The organism is Streptomyces sp. NPDC104761, assembly GCF_055583445.1.
The window spans coordinates 322,014-339,950 of record NZ_JBVJNZ010000012.1 but is presented as its reverse complement, the minus strand read 5'-3'; the positions used below and the strand labels follow the sequence as shown (position 1 = coordinate 339,950).

The 17,937-nt window shown below is 71.8% G+C and carries 17 protein-coding genes; 13 read left to right on the top strand and 4 right to left on the bottom strand.

The window, feature by feature from the left end; all coding sequences use genetic code 11:
- Positions 1 to 1,099, bottom strand: a 1,099-nt coding sequence (locus tag ACZ63F_RS30575) for an ABC transporter transmembrane domain-containing protein (RefSeq protein ID WP_469715739.1), incomplete at its 3' end; no start/stop codon positions are given.
- 192 nt (positions 1,100 to 1,291) lie between these two features.
- Between ACZ63F_RS30575 and ACZ63F_RS30570 the strand changes: the two genes are divergently transcribed.
- The 5 genes from ACZ63F_RS30570 (at position 1,292) to ACZ63F_RS30550 (ending at position 5,807) form a co-directional block, all read left to right on the top strand.
- On the top strand, positions 1,292 to 2,200 hold the full coding sequence (locus ACZ63F_RS30570) for an ABC transporter ATP-binding protein (protein ID WP_469715737.1): 909 nt from the start codon (positions 1,292 to 1,294) through the stop codon (positions 2,198 to 2,200).
- Positions 2,197 to 2,931 carry an ABC transporter permease gene (locus ACZ63F_RS30565; protein WP_469715734.1) on the top strand — a complete coding sequence of 245 codons (735 nt, stop codon included), beginning with the start codon at positions 2,197 to 2,199 and terminating at the stop codon, positions 2,929 to 2,931. Before ACZ63F_RS30570 ends, ACZ63F_RS30565 begins: the two co-directional genes overlap by 4 nt.
- Positions 2,932 to 2,959: 28 nt before the next feature.
- Positions 2,960 to 4,216 carry a sensor histidine kinase gene (locus ACZ63F_RS30560; protein WP_469715732.1) on the top strand — a complete coding sequence of 419 codons (1,257 nt, stop codon included), beginning with the start codon at positions 2,960 to 2,962 and terminating at the stop codon, positions 4,214 to 4,216.
- Positions 4,206 to 4,850: a response regulator gene (locus ACZ63F_RS30555; RefSeq protein WP_469715730.1), complete on the top strand. Its 645-nt coding sequence runs from the start codon at positions 4,206 to 4,208 to the stop codon at positions 4,848 to 4,850. Before ACZ63F_RS30560 ends, ACZ63F_RS30555 begins: the two co-directional genes overlap by 11 nt.
- A 159-nt stretch (positions 4,851 to 5,009) precedes the next feature.
- A complete protein-coding gene (locus tag ACZ63F_RS30550; RefSeq protein ID WP_469715728.1) occupies positions 5,010 to 5,807 on the top strand; it encodes a dihydropteroate synthase in 798 nt (265 codons plus the stop codon).
- A gap of 45 nt (positions 5,808 to 5,852) precedes the next feature.
- On the opposite strand, the gene glgX is transcribed toward ACZ63F_RS30550, so the two are convergent.
- Positions 5,853 to 8,054 carry a glycogen debranching protein GlgX gene (gene glgX / locus ACZ63F_RS30545; RefSeq protein ID WP_469715766.1) on the bottom strand — a complete coding sequence of 734 codons (2,202 nt, stop codon included), beginning with the start codon at positions 8,052 to 8,054 and terminating at the stop codon, positions 5,853 to 5,855.
- A 320-nt stretch (positions 8,055 to 8,374) separates the two neighbouring features.
- Between glgX and ACZ63F_RS30540 the strand changes: the two genes are divergently transcribed.
- The 6 genes from ACZ63F_RS30540 to ACZ63F_RS30515 all read left to right on the top strand — a co-directional run bounded on the left by ACZ63F_RS30540 (position 8,375) and on the right by ACZ63F_RS30515 (position 14,750).
- On the top strand, positions 8,375 to 9,610 hold the full coding sequence (locus ACZ63F_RS30540; protein ID WP_469715726.1) for a L,D-transpeptidase: 1,236 nt from the start codon (positions 8,375 to 8,377) through the stop codon (positions 9,608 to 9,610).
- Between the two features lie 212 nt (positions 9,611 to 9,822).
- Positions 9,823 to 11,001, top strand: coding sequence for a L,D-transpeptidase (locus ACZ63F_RS30535; RefSeq protein WP_469715724.1), 1,179 nt, complete (start codon positions 9,823 to 9,825; stop codon positions 10,999 to 11,001).
- A 112-nt stretch (positions 11,002 to 11,113) separates the two neighbouring features.
- Positions 11,114 to 11,881, top strand: a complete 768-nt coding sequence (locus tag ACZ63F_RS30530; RefSeq protein ID WP_469715722.1) for an enoyl-CoA hydratase/isomerase family protein — start codon at positions 11,114 to 11,116, stop codon at positions 11,879 to 11,881.
- 184 nt (positions 11,882 to 12,065) lie between these two features.
- Positions 12,066 to 12,674, top strand: a complete 609-nt coding sequence (locus tag ACZ63F_RS30525) for an ATP-binding protein (protein ID WP_469715720.1) — start codon at positions 12,066 to 12,068, stop codon at positions 12,672 to 12,674.
- Between the two features lie 130 nt (positions 12,675 to 12,804).
- Entirely contained in the window at positions 12,805 to 13,557 is a 753-nt protein-coding gene (locus tag ACZ63F_RS30520) for a polysaccharide deacetylase family protein (protein WP_469715718.1), read from the top strand.
- The gene (locus ACZ63F_RS30515) at positions 13,557 to 14,750 is read left to right on the top strand and encodes a YncE family protein (RefSeq protein WP_469715716.1); all 1,194 of its coding nucleotides are present in this window, start codon (positions 13,557 to 13,559) and stop codon (positions 14,748 to 14,750) included. The genes ACZ63F_RS30520 and ACZ63F_RS30515 overlap by 1 nt, the downstream gene beginning before the upstream one ends.
- Positions 14,751 to 14,816: 66 nt before the next feature.
- Here ACZ63F_RS30515 and ACZ63F_RS30510 read toward each other — a convergent pair whose 3' ends face one another.
- Positions 14,817 to 15,500 (bottom strand): GNAT family N-acetyltransferase, encoded by a 684-nt coding sequence (locus tag ACZ63F_RS30510; RefSeq protein WP_469715714.1) that lies wholly within the window; start codon positions 15,498 to 15,500, stop codon positions 14,817 to 14,819.
- Between ACZ63F_RS30510 and ACZ63F_RS30505 the strand changes: the two genes are divergently transcribed.
- Together ACZ63F_RS30505 and ACZ63F_RS30500 are read left to right on the top strand one after the other, a co-directional pair.
- On the top strand, positions 15,499 to 16,410 hold the full coding sequence (locus ACZ63F_RS30505) for a helix-turn-helix domain-containing protein (protein ID WP_469715711.1): 912 nt from the start codon (positions 15,499 to 15,501) through the stop codon (positions 16,408 to 16,410). The genes ACZ63F_RS30510 and ACZ63F_RS30505 overlap by 2 nt on opposite strands.
- A 60-nt stretch (positions 16,411 to 16,470) precedes the next feature.
- Positions 16,471 to 16,683, top strand: a complete 213-nt coding sequence (locus tag ACZ63F_RS30500) for an EF-hand domain-containing protein (protein ID WP_093498975.1) — start codon at positions 16,471 to 16,473, stop codon at positions 16,681 to 16,683.
- Positions 16,684 to 16,979: 296 nt separating this feature from the next.
- Here the strand turns inward: ACZ63F_RS30500 and ACZ63F_RS30495 are convergent, their stop codons facing one another.
- On the bottom strand, positions 16,980 to 17,927 hold the full coding sequence (locus ACZ63F_RS30495; protein ID WP_469715709.1) for an AraC family transcriptional regulator: 948 nt from the start codon (positions 17,925 to 17,927) through the stop codon (positions 16,980 to 16,982).
- Positions 17,928 to 17,937: the final 10 nt, after the last annotated feature.

Below are 17,937 nucleotides of genomic sequence, written 5' to 3'. Positions count from 1 at the left end.
CCCCCCCCCCCCCTCCCCCCCCCCCCCCCCCCCCCCCCCCCCCCCCCCCCCCCCCCCCCCCCCCCCCCCCCCCCCCCCCCCCCCCCCCCCCCCCCGAACCGGCGTCCTCCGGGACCGCGTCCCGCACCTCGAAGAAGCGTTCCGTCGCCGTCGCCGCCTCCTGGCTCATCGCCAGCAGGAACCCGATCGACTCCACCGGCCATCTCAGTGCCAGCGCCGTCGACAGGAACGCCACCAGCGTGCCCGCGCTCAGCCCGCCCTCCGCGACCTGGATCGAGCCCCACAGCAGCGCCGCCCCGATCGCCACCTCCGGCAGCGTCACGATGACGCCCCAGATCATCGCCAGCATCCGCGCCTTGCGCAGCTCCGTGCCCCGCAGGGTCCGCACCAGTTCGCGGAACGCGTGCGCCTGGCTGCGGTGCCGGCCGAAGCCCTTGATGATGCGGATGCCGAGCACGCTCTCCTCGACCACCGTCGTCAGGTCGCCGACCTGGTCCTGGGCGAGCCGCGCCACCTCCGCGTACCGCTTCTCGAAGATCACGCAGGTCCAGATCACCGGGATCGTGGGGCCGAGGATGACCAGGCCCAGCGTCCAGTCCTGGGCCAGCATGATCAGCACGCCGACGAGGATCGTCACCCCGTTCACCAGGAGGAAGGTCAGCGGGAAGGCGAGGAACATGCGGAGCAGCATCAGGTCGGTGGTGGCCCGGGAGAGCAGCTGGCCCGAGGCCCACCGGTCGTGGAAGGCGACCGGCAGGCGCTGGAGATGGCCGTACAGGTCCGCCCGCATCCCCGCCTCGACGCGCGAGAGCGGTCTGGCGACCAGCCAGCGGCGCAGACCGAAGAGGAGTGCTTCCGCGATGCCGAGCAGCAGCAGGTACAGCGCGCCGAGCCACACCCCGGCCGGGTCGCGGTCGGCCACCGGGCCGTCCACCATCCACTTGAGGACGAGGGGGATGACGAGCCCCGTACAGGAGGCGACGATCGCCACGAACGCGGCGATGGACAGCCGCACCCGCACCGGCCGTACGTACGGCCACAGGCGCAGCAGGGTGCGGACGGCGGACCGGTCCTTGGTGGTTGCACGTGTCGGAGGCATCAGGGGCGAGCCTACGGATCGGCACTGACAACGCCCACCGAGTTTTGGCCGGACCGGAGTCGGCCGTTGGTCGTACGACCTGGGCGTTCGAGGGGTCGTACGGGTGGATCCGCGGCATCAGCCGATCGGTTGATGGCGGTTCGAGCGGAGCGGCCGATGTGGCGGACCCGGGCCGGACGGGACCCTCGGAACATGCCAACCCACATCGAAGTGACAGACCTGCGCAAGTCCTACGGCGGCCGGGCCGTCGTGGACGGGGTGAGTCTCGCCGTCGAGGAAGGCGAGATCTTCGGGATCCTCGGGCCGAACGGCGCAGGCAAGACCACCACCGTGGAGTGCGTGGAGGGGCTGCGGGTGCCCGACGCGGGGCGGGTCCGGGTCGCCGGGCTCGATCCCGTCGCCGACCACGACGAGGTCGCCCGCGTCCTCGGCGCCCAGCTCCAGGAGAGCGAGCTGCAGCCCAAGCTCACCGTCCGCGAGGCCCTTGAGCTGTACGCCTCCTTCTATCCGGACCCGCTCGAGTGGGCGCCGCTCGCCGAACGCCTCGGGCTCACCGGCACACTCGCCACCCGGTTCGGCAAGCTGTCGGGCGGGCAGAAGCAACGGCTCCTCATCGCACTGGCGTTGATCGGGAACCCGCGGATCGTCGTCCTCGACGAACTGACCACCGGGCTGGACCCGCGGGCCCGGCGGGACACCTGGAAGCTGATCGAGGACGTCCGGGACCGCGGCGTCACCGTCCTGCTCGTCACCCACTTCATGGAGGAGGCGCAGCGGCTCTGCGACCGGATCGCGGTGATCGACAAGGGGCGGGTGGCCGCCCTCGACACCCCGGCCGGGCTGATCCGCCGCAGCGCCGGCGCCACCGTCATCAGCTTCACCCCGTCCGCACCCCTGGACGACCACGACCTCGCCGCCCTCCCCGCCCTCGCCTCCGTCGAGCACAAGGACGGCCGGATCACGCTCTCCGGCACCGACGAGACCGTCAACGCCGTCATCACCCTGCTCGCCAGGCACCACATCACCGCCCACCAGCTCCGGGTCGTGGACGCCACCCTCGACGACGCGTTCCTCGACCTGACGAAGGAGGAAGCAGCATGAACACCGCCGTCCTGCGCACCGAGTTCCGCCTGTTCCGCCGCGAACCCGGCGCCGTCTTCTGGGTCTTCCTGTTCCCGACCCTGCTGCTGGTGATCCTCGGCTCGATCCCCTCCTTCCGGGAGGCCGACACGTCCCTGGGCGGACTGCGCCCGGTCGACGCGTACGTCCCCGTCGCGGTGCTGATCGCCCTGATCATGGCCGGGGTGCAGACCCTGCCCCAGGCGCTCACCGGCCACCGGGAGCGGGGCATCCTGCGCCGGATGCGGCTCACCCCCGTACGGCCCTCCGCGCTGCTGTCCGCGCAGATGGTGGTGCAGGGCACGGTCGCGCTGGGCGCGGCGCTGCTGGCCCTCCTCGTCGGCCGGCTCGCCTTCGACGTACGCCTCCCGAAGCAGCCCGCCGGGTACCTCCTCGCCCTGCTCCTCGCGGCCGCGGCCGCCCTCGCCCTCGGCTCGGTCGTCTCGGCGCTGTCCCGCACCACGAAGATCGCGGGCGCGATCGGCTCGGCGGTGTTCTTCCCGATGATGTTCTGCGCGGGCGTGTGGATCCCGGTCCAGGAGATGCCGCACGCCATGGCCCGGGTGGTGCAGCTGACCCCCTTCGGCGCGGCGGCCCGCGCCCTGGACCGCGCCGCCGCCGGCCACTGGCCCGGCTGGGAGCACCTGGGCGTCCTCGCGCTGTGGACGGTCCTGCTGACGGCGGGCGCCGCCCGCTGGTTCCGCTGGGAGTAGGAGACGGCCCGGCATGCAGACTGGGGACATGACCGCGGACGACGACCGGATCGACCGGCGCTGGGAGCAGCTGCACACCTGGGGCCCGTACGGGTTCCTCGGGGTCAGCATCGTCCTCGGGGTCGTCTCCGCCGACCCCGGCACCCCCCGGGCGACGTGGCTGACCGCATGGTCCCTGGTCGGTGCCGCGGTCGGGCTGCAGCTGTGGTGGCACGGCACGCGGTCCCGCCGGACCGACCGCGGCCGTACGCCCTCCGCGGCCGGGAGCGCCTACTACGCGCTCCGCTGGGCCCTCGCCTTCGTGCTCACCTGGCTCAGCCCGTTCTTCGCGTTCTACGCCGCCTCCGGCTACATGGACGCCGACGAGCTGCTGCCGCGGCGGTGGCGACGGCTGGGGCTGCTGGCGAGCGCGGTCACCGTGGCCGGTGCGCAGACGGGCGGGATGCCGCTCCGCAGCGTGCTCCAGTGGGGTCTGTTCGCCGTGCTGCTGGCCGTCAACTCCGCTCTCCAGGTGGGGATCGCGCACCTCAACGAGCAGGAGAAGGAGCGGTCCCGGGAGCGCACCGAGACCATCGCCGCCCTGCGCCAGGCCCTCGACGAGAACGCGGCACTTCACGCCCAGCTCCTCCTCCAGGCGCGGGAGGCCGGGGTCGCCGACGAGCGCCGCCGGCTCGCCGCCGAGATCCACGACACCATCGCCCAGGGCCTCGCCGGGATCATCGCCCAGCTCCAGGTCGTCACCAACACCCCCGATCCTGCACTGGCCCAGGAGCATGTGGACCGCGCCCTGACGCTGGCCCGGCACAGCCTGGGCGAGGCCCGCCGTTCCGTGCACAACCTGGCCCCGGCCGCGCTGGAGCACGACGGGCTGCCCGAGGCGCTGCGGAAGACGGTCGCCGAGTGGGGTGAACGGACGGGCATACGCGCCGAGTTCACCGTCACCGGTACCGCCGAGCAACTCCACGAGGAGGTCGCGGCCACCCTCCTGCGCATCGTCCAGGAGGCGCTGTCCAACGCCGCCCGGCACGCGCGGGCCTCCCGGGTCGGCGTCACCCTCTCCTTCCTCGGCGACTTCCCGGGCGGCGAGGTCATCCTCGACATCCGCGACGACGGCACCGGCTTCGACCTGCTCGCCGTGCCCGCCCGCAGTCGCGCCGGCGGCTTCGGCCTGGACGGCATGCGGGCCCGCGCCGAGCGGATCGCCGGCTCCCTGACCGTGGAGTCCGAACCGGGGCTCGGCACCGCGCTGTCGGCGCGCGTACCGTTGGTCCGCCATGACAACTGAGCCCCCGATCTCGCTGCTCATCGTCGACGACCACCCCGTGGTCCGCGACGGCCTGCGCGGCATGTTCGAGTCCGCCCCCGGCTTCACGGTCCTCGGCGAGGCGTCCGACGGCGCCGAAGCCGTCACGCTCGCCGGCACCCTGGACCCCGACGTGGTCCTCATGGACCTCCGCATGCCGGGCGGCGGCGGGGTCGACGCGATCCGCGAACTCACCCGGCGTGGCGCCCGCGCCAAGGTCCTCGTCCTCACCACGTACGACACCGACTCCGACACCCTCCCCGCGATCGAGGCGGGCGCGACCGGCTACCTCCTCAAGGACGCCCCGCGCGAGGAACTCTTCACCGCCGTCCGCGCCGCCGCCCAGGGCCGCACCGTCCTCTCCCCGGCCGTCGCCTCCCGCCTGGTCTCCGCCGTCCGCACCCCCACCGCCCCCGCCAACGAGCCACTCTCCGCCCGCGAACGCGAAGTCCTGACCCTCGTCGCCCGGGGCACCTCCAACCGCGAGATCGCCCGCGAACTCTTCATCAGCGAGGCCACAGTCAAGACCCACCTCACCCACCTCTACGCCAAACTCGGCGTCAACGACCGCGCGGCCGCGGTGGCGACGGGGTATCAGCGGGGGATTCTGGGTTAGCACGGTGCTTCCCGGGCGGTCGTACAGGAATGGGGTCGGATGATTTCCCTTGCTCACCTGGCAGATCTGGCACGGCGATTCGAGGCCGACCTCTCCTTACCGGTCGAACCGCTTCGACTGGGGGACCGGGAAATCGATGTCGACACCACCCCCGCCATCATGGGATGCGTCAACCTCTCTCCGGACTCCACCTATCGGGAGAGCGTCGCGACCTCGACCGGGTCCGCTGTCCGGAAGGGCCGCATCCTCGCGGCACAGGGCGCCGACATCGTCGACATCGGCGCCGAGTCGAGCAATCCCCGCACGCGACAGGTCTCCGTGGCGGAGCAGGTGGCCGCCCTGGTGCCGGTCGTGGAGGTGCTCGCCTCGGAAGGCATCGCCGTGTCGGTCGAGACGTACGAGCCTGCCGTTGCCCGGTCGTGCCTGGACGCGGGGGCGCTCGTGGTCAATTACTCGGGCGGGTTGGCATCGGACGGCGAGATGTTCCCCGTGCTGGCCGACCACGGAGCGGCAGTCGTCCTGTGCCATGTCGAGGGGAGGAACTCCCGGGACGTGCGCGCCAAGGGCATGGACCAGGATCCCGTCCCGAGAATGCTCGAGTACTTCGAGAGACGCGTGGACCACGCCCGCTCGGCCGGAGTCGAACACATCGTCATCGACCCCGGCATCGGCTTCTCCCACGACAGGCACATATCCGCCGACACCCGTGTGCACTATCAGGGCCGTGCCCTCCTGAACACGTTCCGGCTTCGGCGGCTGGGCCTTCCCATCTGTCACTCCCTGCCGCACGCCTTCAGCCTCTTCGAGGACGAGTTCCGCACCGCCGAAGGCTTCTTCACGGTTCTGGCGCATCTCGGGGGAACAGGCGTCTACCGCACCCACGAAGTTCCCCGGACAAGGGCGGTACTGGCCGCTTTGCGGGCACTCGGCCCGCAGTCCTTCGCTCCCGGAGCCTAGCGCGGGTCCGGGAGGAACCCGGTGGCGATCGTCGGGCTGGATGCTTCAGTCGGCCACTCTCAGCAAGAGCACCGCGCGTCCCGGCACCGTGATCGTCGTCCCCGACTCGTGGACCACTGCCGGTTCCGCGTGCTGGTCCTCCAGTGAGGTGTCGACCAGTACCTCGTAGCGTCGTGCCCACGGCGGGCCCGGCAGGACGAACCGGGTCGGGCGGGCGCCGGCGTGCAGGACGGTGAGGAAGCTGTCGTCGAGGACGGGGGCGCCGCGGTCGTCGCGGCCGGGTATGTCCCGGCCGGAGAGGAACATGCCGAGGGTGGCGGCGGGCGCGTACCAGTCGCCCGCGGTCATCTCCTCGCCGTGGGCCGTGAACCAGGCCAGGTCGCGCAGGCCGTCCGCCGAGTGCGCGCGGCCGGAGAAGAAGGCGCGGCGGCGCAGCACCGGGTGGCGGTGGCGGAGCCGGATGAGGCGGGAGGTGAGGTCGAACAGGGGCCGCCAGGCGGGGTCGTCGAGCAGGCTCCAGTCCAGCCAGCTGATGTCGTTGTCCTGGCAGTAGGCGTTGTTGTTGCCGCCCTGGGTGCGGCCCAGTTCGTCGCCGGCGACCAGCATCGGGACGCCCGTCGAGAGGAGGAGGGTGGTGAGGAGGTTCCGCAACTGGCGCCTGCGCAGCGCGCGTACGCCCTCGTCGTCCGTCTCGCCCTCCGCGCCGCAGTTCCAGGACCGGTTGTCGCCGGAGCCGTCCCGGTTCTGCTCGCCGTTGGCCTCGTTGTGCTTGCGCTCGTACGACACCAGGTCCCGCAGCGTGTAACCGTCGTGGGCGGTGACGAAGTTGACGGAGGCGTAGGGGCGGCGGCCGCCCCAGGCGTAGAGGTCGCTGGAGCCCGAGAGGCGGTAGCCGAGGTCGCGGACGTCCGGGAGGGCGCCGCGCCAGAAGTCGCGCACGGCGTCGCGGTAGCGGTCGTTCCACTCGGTCCACAGGGGTGGGAAGGCGCCTACCTGGTAACCGCCCGAGCCGACGTCCCAGGGCTCGGCGATCAGCTTCACCCGGCGCAGCACCGGGTCCTGGGCGATCACGGCGAGGAAGGGGGAGAGCATGTCGACGTCGTGCATCGAGCGGGCCAGCGCCGCGGCGAGGTCGAAGCGGAAGCCGTCCACGCCCATCTCGGTGACCCAGTAGCGGAGCGAGTCGGTGATGAGGCGCAGCACGTGCGGGCGGACCACGTGCAGGGTGTTGCCGCAGCCGGTGTAGTCCGCGAAGCGCCGGGCGTCGTGGTCCTGGAGGCGGTAGTAGCCCCGGTTGTCGATGCCCTTCAGGGAGAGCGTCGGGCCCAGCTCGCCCGCCTCCGCGGTGTGGTTGTAGACCACGTCGAGGATGACCTCGATCCCGGCCGCGTGCAGCGCCCGCACCATCCGCTTGAACTCGCCGACCTGCTGTCCCGTCGTACCGGAGGCGGCGTAGGCGGCGTGCGGGGCGAAGTAGCCGATGGAGTTGTAGCCCCAGTAGTTCTTCAGGCCGCGCCTGAGCAGGTGGTCCTCGTGGGCGAACTGGTGGACGGGGAGGAGCTCCACGGCCGTCACGCCGAGGCCGACGAGGTGGTCCACGGCGGCCGGGTGGGCCAGGCCCGCGTAGGTGCCGCGGAGTTCCTCGGGTATCCCGGGATGCAGCCTGGTGAAGCCGCGCACGTGCAGCTCGTAGATGACGGAGTCCGCCCACGGGGTCTTCGGGCGGTGGTCGTCGGACCAGTCGTCGTCATCGTGGACGACCACGCCCTTGGGGACGTACGGCGCCGAGTCGCGGTCGTCCCGGACGGTGTCGGCGACCTGCTGGTCCGGCCAGTCCCGGACGTGCCCGTACACCTCGGGCGGCAGCGCGAACTCACCGTCCACCGCCCGCGCGTACGGGTCGAGGAGCAGCTTCGCCGGGTTCCAGCGGGCGCCGGTCCACGGGTCCCAGCGGCCGTCGACCCGGTAGCCGTACCGCTGCCCCGGCAGCACGCCGGGCACGAACCCGTGCCAGATCTCGTGCGTGAGTTCGGTCAGCGGGATGCGGGTCTCCCGCCCCTGCTCGTCGAAGAGGCAGAGCCTGACCGCCTCCGCGCCGGCCGCCCACAGGGCGAAGTTGGTGCCCGCCACCCCGTCAGGACCGACCCGGAACCGGGCGCCGAGCGGTGTCGACGCCCCCGGCCACGCCGCCGGGACGGGGAGGGGCGTCCCGTTCACGGCGGGCCCGTTCGTTGCGGGCCCGGTCACCGCGGGGGCGTGCGCCGTGGCGCCGTCCGCCCTCGGGGCCCGCGCCGGTGCCCCCTGCTGCTCGGCTGCGCTCGTCACCTGTCGGCCCCTTTTTGTGTCCCGCGGCTCGCCGACCACCGGGGCGCGCCACCCGCGTGCGAGCAGCCGACGGCGCCCGGACTCCCGGTCCCGGGCACGGTCGGCGGCTCGCTACGGACGTGCCCGCGACGGCTCGCGCACGGGCACGGCGGCTCCCCAGCTCGTCGTCCTTCCCTCTGTTCTGCCCAGTGCCGGCGTCGCACTCACGTTTCCCAGGGGCATGCCCGCTCGTTGAGCCGCACGTGAGGCATCCACAAGGGCGCGCACGGCGCGCGGGGGCCGCGTTGGCCGCGGCACTGACATGGGCGGGGCTGCTGGCGGGAGCCGCCGGCTGCACCTCGGACGGCACGGACGGGCTCGGCATCGACCACGTCCTCGGCGGCAGACCCGCGGCACCCGAGGACGTCATCCGCATCTCCCCGGACGACGGCACCAGGACCGTACGGCCCGGCGACCGGCTCACGGTACGGGTGCCGAGCGGCCGCCTGGAGTCCGTCAGCGTGGTCAGGTCCCAGGACGCCCAGGACTCCCCGGTCCCCGGGCACATCGCCGCGGACGGCAGGACCTGGCGGCCCGACGACCCGAAACTCGCGCTCGCCGCCAAGTACACCGTCGACGCGGTCGCCCTGGACGGCGACGGCCACCGCTCGGCCCGCCACACCACCTTCACCACGCTCGTCCCCGACGAACGCTTCATCGGGTACGTCACCCCGGAGAACCGGGCCACCGTCGGCACCGGCATGATCGTCTCCCTCGCCTTCAGCCGCGACATCGAGAACCGCGCCGCCGTCGAACGCGCCATCCAGGTCACCGCCAGGCCCGCGGTCGAGATCCGCCCGCACTGGTTCGGCAGGAACCGCCTCGACTTCCGCCCGGAGAACTACTGGCAGCCCGGCACGGTCGTCACGGTCGGCCTGAACCTCCGTGACGTCGAGGGCGCCCCCGGTGTCTACGGCCTCCAGTCCAAGACGTTCACCTTCACCGTCGGCCGCAGCCAGGTCTCCCTCGTCGACGCGGCCGCCCACACCATGGAGGTCCGCCGGGACGGCGAGCTGCTCGCCACCGTGCCCATCACCGCGGGGGCGCCCGAGCACACCACCTACAACGGGAAGATGGTGGTGATGGAGATGCACGACGTGACCCGCATGAACAGCCGCACCGTCGGCTTCGGCGGCGAGTACGACATCCCCGACGTCCCGCACGCCCTCAAGCTGACCGACTCCGGCACCTTCCTGCACGGCAACTACTGGGCGCCGGACGCCCCCGGCCGCGTCAACGTCAGCCACGGCTGCGTGGGCCTGCGCGACGTGAAGGGCGGCAGCTCGGACACGCCCGCGGGCTGGTTCTACGACCGCAGCCTCATCGGTGACGTGGTCGAAGTCGTCAACAGCAAGGACAAAACGGTCGCTCCCGACAATGGGCTCGGGGGATGGAACATGGGGTGGAAGGAGTGGAAGGCGGGCAGCGCGGTCAAGTAACCAGGTGGGAGCGGGCCGGTGGGGGGCGAGAAGTTGCGACGCAACGGTGACATTCGCCCAACACCAAGCTCAAAACCCTGCGGTTACTATGCGCCAATGCGCGCGCCTGACGCGCCGGGGCGGGCCTGACCAGGCCCTGGGAGGGGAGAACGACTTTGAACGAGCGGCCGATATCGGGGGCGTCGGTTCGGGGGGCGCGGAGGAAGCAGGGAATGGCGGTCGTCGCCGGCGTCCTGCTCATGGCCGTCACCGCCTGCGGCGGGGGCGGCTCTTCCGACAAGGGGGCGGACCAGGGCAAGGCCACGGACGCCACCACCCAGGCGAGCAAGCAGTCCGTGGCGACCGTCAGCATCAGCCCCAAGTCCGGCGCGACCGGCGTGGACACCAGCGGTGCGCTCAAGGTCAGTGCCGCCAAGGGCAAGCTGACCGACGTCGAGGTCAAGGACGCCAAGGGCAAGGAGATAGCCGGGGCGATCGCGGCGGACGGCGCCAGCTGGACGCCCTCGACGCACCTCGCCAGCTCCACGAAGTACACGGTGCACGCGGTGGCGAAGGACGCCGACGGACGTGAGTCGGCGGAGGACTCCAGCTTCACGACGCTCACCCCGAAGAACACGTTCATCGGCTACTTCACGCCGGAGGACGGTTCCACGGTCGGTGTCGGCATGCCGTTCTCCGTCCACTTCACCCGGGGCATCACCGACCCGGCCGCGGTGGAGAAGGCGATCACCATCAAGACCGAGCCCGCGGTCGACGTCGAGGGCCACTGGTTCGGCAACGACCGGCTCGACTTCCGCCCCGAGAACTACTGGAAGTCCGGCACGAAGGTCACCGTCTCCCTCAACCTCGACGGCGTCGAGGGCCGCGCCGGGGTGTACGGCGAGCAGGCCAAGACCGTGAAGTTCACGATCGGCCGCAACCAGGTGTCCGTCGTCGACGCCAAGAAGCACACGATGAAGGTCATGCAGGACGGCAAGGTCGTGAAGACCCTCGCGGTCACGACCGGCAAGCCGGGCTACGACACGTGGAACGGCCAGATGGTCATCAGCGAGAAGCTGCGCGTGACGCGCATGAACGGCGAGACGGTCGGCTACGGCGGCGAGTACGACATCAAGGACGTGCCGGACGCGATGCGGCTGACCACGTCCGGGACGTTCATCCACGGCAACTACTGGGGTGGCGACGCGTTCGGCAACTACAACGCGAGCCACGGGTGCGTCGGCCTCCGGGACATCCGGGGTGGCGGTGACCGCGCGTTGCCCGCTGCCTGGTTCTTCGACCACTCGATCATCGGCGACGTGGTGACGGTGAAGAACTCCAACGACCGGACGGTGTCGCCCGACAACGGGCTCAACGGGTGGAACATGTCCTGGAAGGAATGGACCAAGTAGTTCGTCGGCTGCGGGCCGGTGGGGTCGTTCGCGCTCACGCGGCGCAGCCGCAGGTCGATACAGCCCCGCGCCCCTGAGCCAGGGGTGGTGAACGCCCGCTAACCTGCGAGGCATGACTGTAACCCTCGAAGTCTCGGCAGGCGTGGGCACGATCCGCCTCGACCGGCCGCCCATGAACGCGCTGGACGTCGCCACCCAGGACCGGATCAAGGAGCTGTCGGAGGAGGCCACCCGGCGCGAGGACGTGCGTGCCGTCGTCGTGTACGGCGGTGAGAAGGTCTTCGCGGCCGGGGCCGACATCAAGGAAATGCAGAACATGGACCACGCGGCCATGGTTCTGCGGTCCCGTTCCCTCCAGGACTCCTTCAGCGCCGTCGCCCGGATTCCCAAGCCGGTCGTCGCCGCCGTCACCGGCTATGCGCTCGGCGGCGGTTGCGAGCTCGCCCTCTGTGCGGACTACCGCATCGCCGCCGACAACGCCAAGCTCGGGCAGCCCGAGATCCTCCTCGGGCTCATCCCGGGAGCCGGCGGCACCCAGCGGCTGCCGCGGCTGATCGGCCCGTCCAAGGCCAAGGACCTGATCTTCACGGGCCGTATGGTCAAGGCCGACGAGGCGCTCGCCATCGGACTCGTCGACCGGGTCGTGCCCGCCGCCGACGTCTACACCGAGGCACACGCCTGGGCGGCGAAGCTCGCGCAGGGGCCGGCGATCGCGCTGCGGGCCGCCAAGGAGGCGATCGACACCGGCCTGGAAGCCGACCTGGAGACCGGGCTCGCCGTCGAACGGAACTGGTTCGCGGGACTGTTCGCGACCGAGGACCGCGAGCGCGGGATGCGCAGTTTCGTCGAGGAGGGGCCGGGCAAGGCCAAGTTCCTGTGATCTTCGCCCTGCTGTGAAAGCCCCGAACCCCTTGCAATTGACGCGATGTCTGATTCCGGGTCCCCCGATGGGGCGGATTATGGGAACCTTAAGGCAACCCTAAGCCCGCCTTGTCGAGGGGGTCTGGCGATTGCCCGGAGATGGAACGTCTTCGCAGGTCGGACCGGCTTCCGATGCCTTCGGAATGCCGATGGCATATGCCGATCACCCGGTGACGGATGGAAGCTTTGCGGGGGCGTATTCCCCGGGAACGGCCACGGAGGGCGCTCGCGACGGCCATGATGGGGGCATGGCGGGGCTGGAGGGCATCGAACAGCCGCGGGGACACAGCCGTGCGGCCGCGGCGCGCTGGTCGCCTGCGGTCGAGGACGAGCGGGCGCTCAAGGCGATCGAACTGTTCGGCAATCCGACGGACGCGGAGGTTCCGCTGCCGTCCCGCCCCGAGTCCGCGGCGACCGCCCGCCGGCTCGCCCAGGTCGTCGTCCTCCGCCAGTGGCGGCTCAGCCCCAGGATGACGGAGGACGTGGTCTTACTCGTCTCCGAACTGGTGGGCAACGCCGTACGGCACACCGGTGCCCGGGTGTTCGGCCTGCGGATGCGCCGCCGCCCCGGCTGGATCCGGGTGGAGGTGCGTGATCCGTCGCGCGGCCTGCCCTGCCTGATGCCGGTTCAGGAGACCGACATCAGCGGCCGCGGCCTGTTCCTGGTGGACAAGCTGGCGGACCGCTGGGGCGTTGATCTGCTGCCGAGAGGAAAGACGACGTGGTTCGAGATGCGGGTGGCTGATCGATAGGCCCACCGAAACGCGCCCCTTCAGGGGCGCGGGGAGGGCGCGACCAGTCCCCGCCGGCTGCAACGTGCAAGAACAACCCTTTTCGGGTCAATAGCCAATTTTCTTACCTGTGCACCCTTAAATAGTGCAGGTGACCCCCACCCCCCGACGCGACCTCCTCCGCGCAGGCGCCGCCCTCACCGCCGGAGGCGCCTTCGTCACCGGTTGCGGCACCACCGGTACGGCCACCGCAGCACCCCCTGCCACCACCAGCCCCACCGCACCGTCGGCTTCCCCCCACCGGTTCCCCTTCCAGGTCACCCACGGCCCCCGCACCACCGCCTCCGTCGCCCTCACCTTCCACGGCCAGGGCGACCCCACCCTCGCCGACCAGCTCCTGCGCACCGCCGAGCAGCACGGCGCCCACCTCACGGTGCTGGCCGTCGGCAGCTGGCTCGACGCGTATCCCGCCATGGCGCGCCGCATCCTGGACGGCGGCCACGACCTGGGCAACCACACCCAGCGGCACGTCGCCATCAACGCCATGGCGGAGGCGGACGCCCGCAAGGAGATCACCGACTGCGCGCAGCGGCTCAGGCGGCTCACCGGATCGATCGGGACCTGGTTCCGTCCCTCGAGGACGCCGACCGCCTCCCCACTCGTCGCCCGGCTCGCGGCCGAGGCCGGCTACCCGCACGTGCTGTCGTACGACGTCGACTCGCTCGACTACACCCGGCCGGGCGCGTCGGCCATCACCCGCAAGGTGCTCGCGGAGGTCACGGGCGGCTCGGTGGTGAGCATGCACTTCGGCTATCCGGACACGGTCGCCGCCCTCCCCGCCGTCCTCCAAGAACTGAACCGCCGTGGACTGCGCGCGGTCACCACCACGGAGCTGCTCAGCTGATGCGAACCACGAACGCCGCCCGTCTGCTGTCCGCCGGTGCCGTCCTCGCCGTCCTGGCCCTGCTGCCCGCGTGCAGCGGCGGCTCCGAGAGCCCGGCCGCACCGGCCGCCGGCACCACCGCGGCCGTGCAGCCGCCGGTGAAGAAGGCGGAGCCGGCCGTCGACGTACTGCCGGGGATGCCCCCGGTCCTGGACCCGAAGGACGTGTACGCCGCCGACCGCCCCGGCAACCTCTCGCCCGTGGTCAAGGGCTTCCCGTCCCTGGTGTACGTCCCGAACACCAACTCCGACACGGTCACGGTCATCGACCCGAAGACGTACCGGGTGATCGGGACCATCCCGGTCGGCCGGCAGCCGCAGCACGTCGTGCCGTCCTGGGACCTGAAGACCCTGTGGGTCAACAACGACCTCGGCAACAGCCTCACCCCCATCGACCCGAGGACCGGCCGGGCCGGCAAGCCGGTCGCCGTGCACGACCCGTACAACCTGTACTTCACGCCCAACGGCAGGTACGCGATCGTGATGGCCTCCAACGACCGCCAGCTGGTCTTCCGGGACGCGCACACCATGCGGACCGTCAAGGCCGTCCCGGTCAGCTGCTACGGCGTCAACCACGCCGACTTCTCCCTCGACGGCCGGTACTTCATCGTGTCCTGCGAGTTCAGCGGCGAAGTGCTCAAGGTGGACACGGAGCAGATGAAGGTGCTCCGGCAGGAGAAGCTGCCGTACCACGGCGCCATGCCGCAGGACGTCAAGGTCTCGCCGGACGGCAAGCGGTTCTACATCGCCGACATGATGGCCGACGGGGTGTGGATCCTGGACGGCGACGCCTTCACCAGGCCGACCTTCATGGCCACCGGCAAGGGCGCGCACGGCCTGTACGTCAGCCGCGACTCCCGCGTGATGTACATCTCCAACCGGGGTGAGGGCACCATCTCCCTCTTCGACTTCGCGCAGAACCGGCTGACCGGGAAGTGGCGGCTGCCCGGCGGCGGCAGCCCCGACATGGGCGGGGTCTCGGCGGACGGCAAGGTGCTGTGGCTCTCCGGCCGCTACAACTCCGAGGTGTACGCCATCGACACCCGCACCGGCGCCGAACTGGCCCGCATCCACGTCGGCAGCGGCCCGCACGGACTCGCCGTCTACCCGCAGCCGGGCCGCTACTCGCTCGGCCACACCGGCATCTTCCGCTGAGGCCGGGTGAGGCTGAGGGAGGCCGGGCCCTCGGGCCTCGGGCCTTGAGCGGCAGCGCCTCGGGCCTCAGGCCTTGAGCAGCAGTGCCTCCGCGCCCACCTGCACGTAGCCGGCCGCCTGGAACGCCCGGACGCTGCGGGCGTTCCCCGGCGCGACCTGCGCCCACAACGGCTCGTCCGCGAGCTGCCGGGCGGCGGTCACCAGGGCCCGGCCAAGCCCCCGCTGCCGTACCCCCTGGTCCACCTCCACCGAGACCTCCAGGCGTCCCGCGACGCCCCGGCCGAGCACCACCACCCCGCCGTCCGCAGCCCAGGCGCGCACCTCCTCGCGCCGGTTGCGGGCGTAGGCGACCCGGGAGTGGTCGGGGCCGGTGAGCTCGGTCAGCGGCAGTTCCGGTCGGCCGGGCAGCGGGCCGGCCACCAGCAGCGCGTCGATCGTCTCCTGTTCGCGCCCGGTGCGGTCCATCAGGGCGGTCAGGAAGCGCGAGTTCATCGTCGCGGCCAGCGGATCGCTGGGGGTGGCGCGCAGCGTGTCGTACACCCACTCCGGGTCCTCGTCGACGAAGACGACCGAGTGCGCGGTGAAGGAGAGCACCCCGGCGTCCCGCGGGGAGGGCTGCGGTACGACCGTCGTACGGCCGTCGGGCGGCGGGAAGACACCCTGGGCCGCCGCGTCCAGAATGTCCCGCAGGGTCTCTGTCACCGTGCTCCTTGAGTCTCCACCCACTGGAAGGCCCACACTCGCAGACATGATCGACGACGGCACCGGACTTCTCACCATCGGCGAGCTGGCGAAGGCCACCGGGCTGACCGTGCGCACCATCCGCTACTGGTCCGACGAGGGCGTGCTCACCCCGGTGACCCGCTCCGCGGGCGGCTACCGGCTCTACGACGCCGAGTCGTTCGCCCGCCTGGAGCTGATCCGCACCCTGCGCGAGCTGGGGCTCGGCCTGGGGCACGTTCGCCAGGTGCTCTCCGGCGAGCGGACCGTGGCGGAGGTCGCCGAGACGCACGTGGCGGCGCTGGACGCGCAGATCCGCTCGCTGAAGGTGACCCGCGCGGTGCTGTCGACGGTGGCGCGACGTGGATCGAACGCGGAGGAGATGACCCTGATGAACAGACTGGCACGGCTGTCGGCCGCCGAACGGCAGCGGATCGTGGACGACTTCGTGGAGGAGATCTTCGAGGGGCTGGACACGGCCGACCCCTGGATCCGGGAGCGCACCCGGAGCCTCGGGGTGGCACTGCCCGACGAACCCGGCCCCGAGCAGGTGGACGCCTGGGTGGAGCTCGCCGAACTGCTGCAGGACCCGGACTTCCGGGCGGCGATGCGCAGGATGATCGAGTTCAACGCGGCCGACCGCGGGCCGGACACCCCGGCCGGTGCCTCGCAGTGGTTCTTCCGCAAGCTGGTCGACGTCGTCGGTGCGGCCCGCGAGCGCGGGGTGGCGCCCGAGGCGCCGGAGGCGGACGCCGTGCTCACCGAGGTGTTCGGTGAGGGCACCGACCGGGCGGCGGTGCTGCGCCGGATCGACCTGGGCAACGAGGTCGCCCGCTACCGGGAGTTGGTGAACATCATCAAGGGTGCTCCGGTGCCGCCGCAGTACCAGGAGGAGTTCGGCTGGGTGGTCGCTGCGCTGAAGAGCTGGCCGGGCCGTTAACCTGGCCTGCGGCACTACGCCGGTACGACAATGGAAACACGGACATAAAGGGGCGGATCGGTGGCGGACATCGACGAGGCACGCGCGCACTTCGAGCGGATCGATGCGGACGGTGACGGTTTCATCACCGCCGCCGAGTTCAAGTCCGCTCTCGCGCAGGGGGGCGACTGGAACGTCACCGAGGCGGTGGCCGAGGCCATCATCAAGACCCGCGACCTCAACGGCGACAAGGTCCTGTCCTTCGACGAGTACTGGGCCTACCTGAACAAGTAGGTCCCACGAGCGCGGGGGCGCCCGGCACCTGGAGTGCGGGGCGCCCCTTTCTCATGCCCCGGCGTCGGCTGCCGCGGCGTCGGCTGCCGCGGTGTCGAGTGCCGCGGTGTCGAGTGCCGCGGTGTCGAGTGCCGCGGTGTCGAGTGCCCCGGCCTCGACCCACACCGTCCAGCGGCCACCGGGACGTGCGCCAGGACCCGGTGCCCGGCCGGCCCCGGCATCCCGGCCGGCAGGTCGGCACGTGCCGTCCGCTCCGGCGTCCGACGCCCCGTTCCCGGGTTGGTCCCCGGCGCCGTTCACGGGTGGCCGGCGGTGCCGGTCGTGGGGTGGCCGGCGGCTCTGCGGTACTGGCCCGGTGCCGTGCCGTACTCCCGCTTGAAGGCCTTGGCGAAGGCGAACTCCGAGGTGTAGCCGATGCGTTCGGCGACCTGGCGCAGGGTGAGGGTGTCGTCGCGCAGCAACCGGCCGGCGCTGGTCATCCGCCACCAGGTCAGATAGGCCAGGGGCGGTTCGCCCACGAGCGCGGTGAAACGGCGGGCGAAGGCCGCCCGGGACAGGCCGCCCCGGGCGGCGAGTTCGGCCACCGTCCAGGGGTGGGCCGGGTCGCCGTGCACGGCGCGCAGCGCCGCCGAGACCGCGGGATCGGCCAGCGCGGCGGACCAGCCCCTGCCCTCCGCGCCGCCCTCCTCCCGCTGCCACCAGGCCCGCAGGATGTAGAGCAGCAGGGTGTCGAGCAGCGAGGTGACGACGGCGTCCGCGCCCGGCTGCCGCTCCTCCAGCTCCATCCCGAGCAGCTCCACCGCGGCCCGCAGCGAGCGGTGGGCGCCCACCCGGGCGGGCAGACGGACCACCTCCGGCAGCTCGGAGAGCAGCCGGTGGGCGCGGGAGCGGTCCAGCTGGTAGGCGCCGCAGAGCAGTACCGTGTCCGGCTCCGCCGCCCGCGCCGTACGCGGCGGTTCGGGCCAGCGGCCGTCCGGTCCGGGGCGCACGTCCTGCAGCGGTACGTCCGGTCCGCTGGCCAGCGCGTGGCCGTGCCCGTGGGCCAGGAACACCACGTCCCCGGGCCCCAGCGCCACCGGCTCGCCGACCGCCGGCAGCAGCCACGCCGACCCGCGCAGCACCACGTGGAACCCGGCACCCGCCGACGCCGCGAACCGCATCCCCCAGGGCGCGTACGTGTCCCGGCGGGAGGAGTGCGGCCGCCCGGTACGCATCGCGGCGACCGCGTCGCTCAGTACGTCCATGTCCACACCG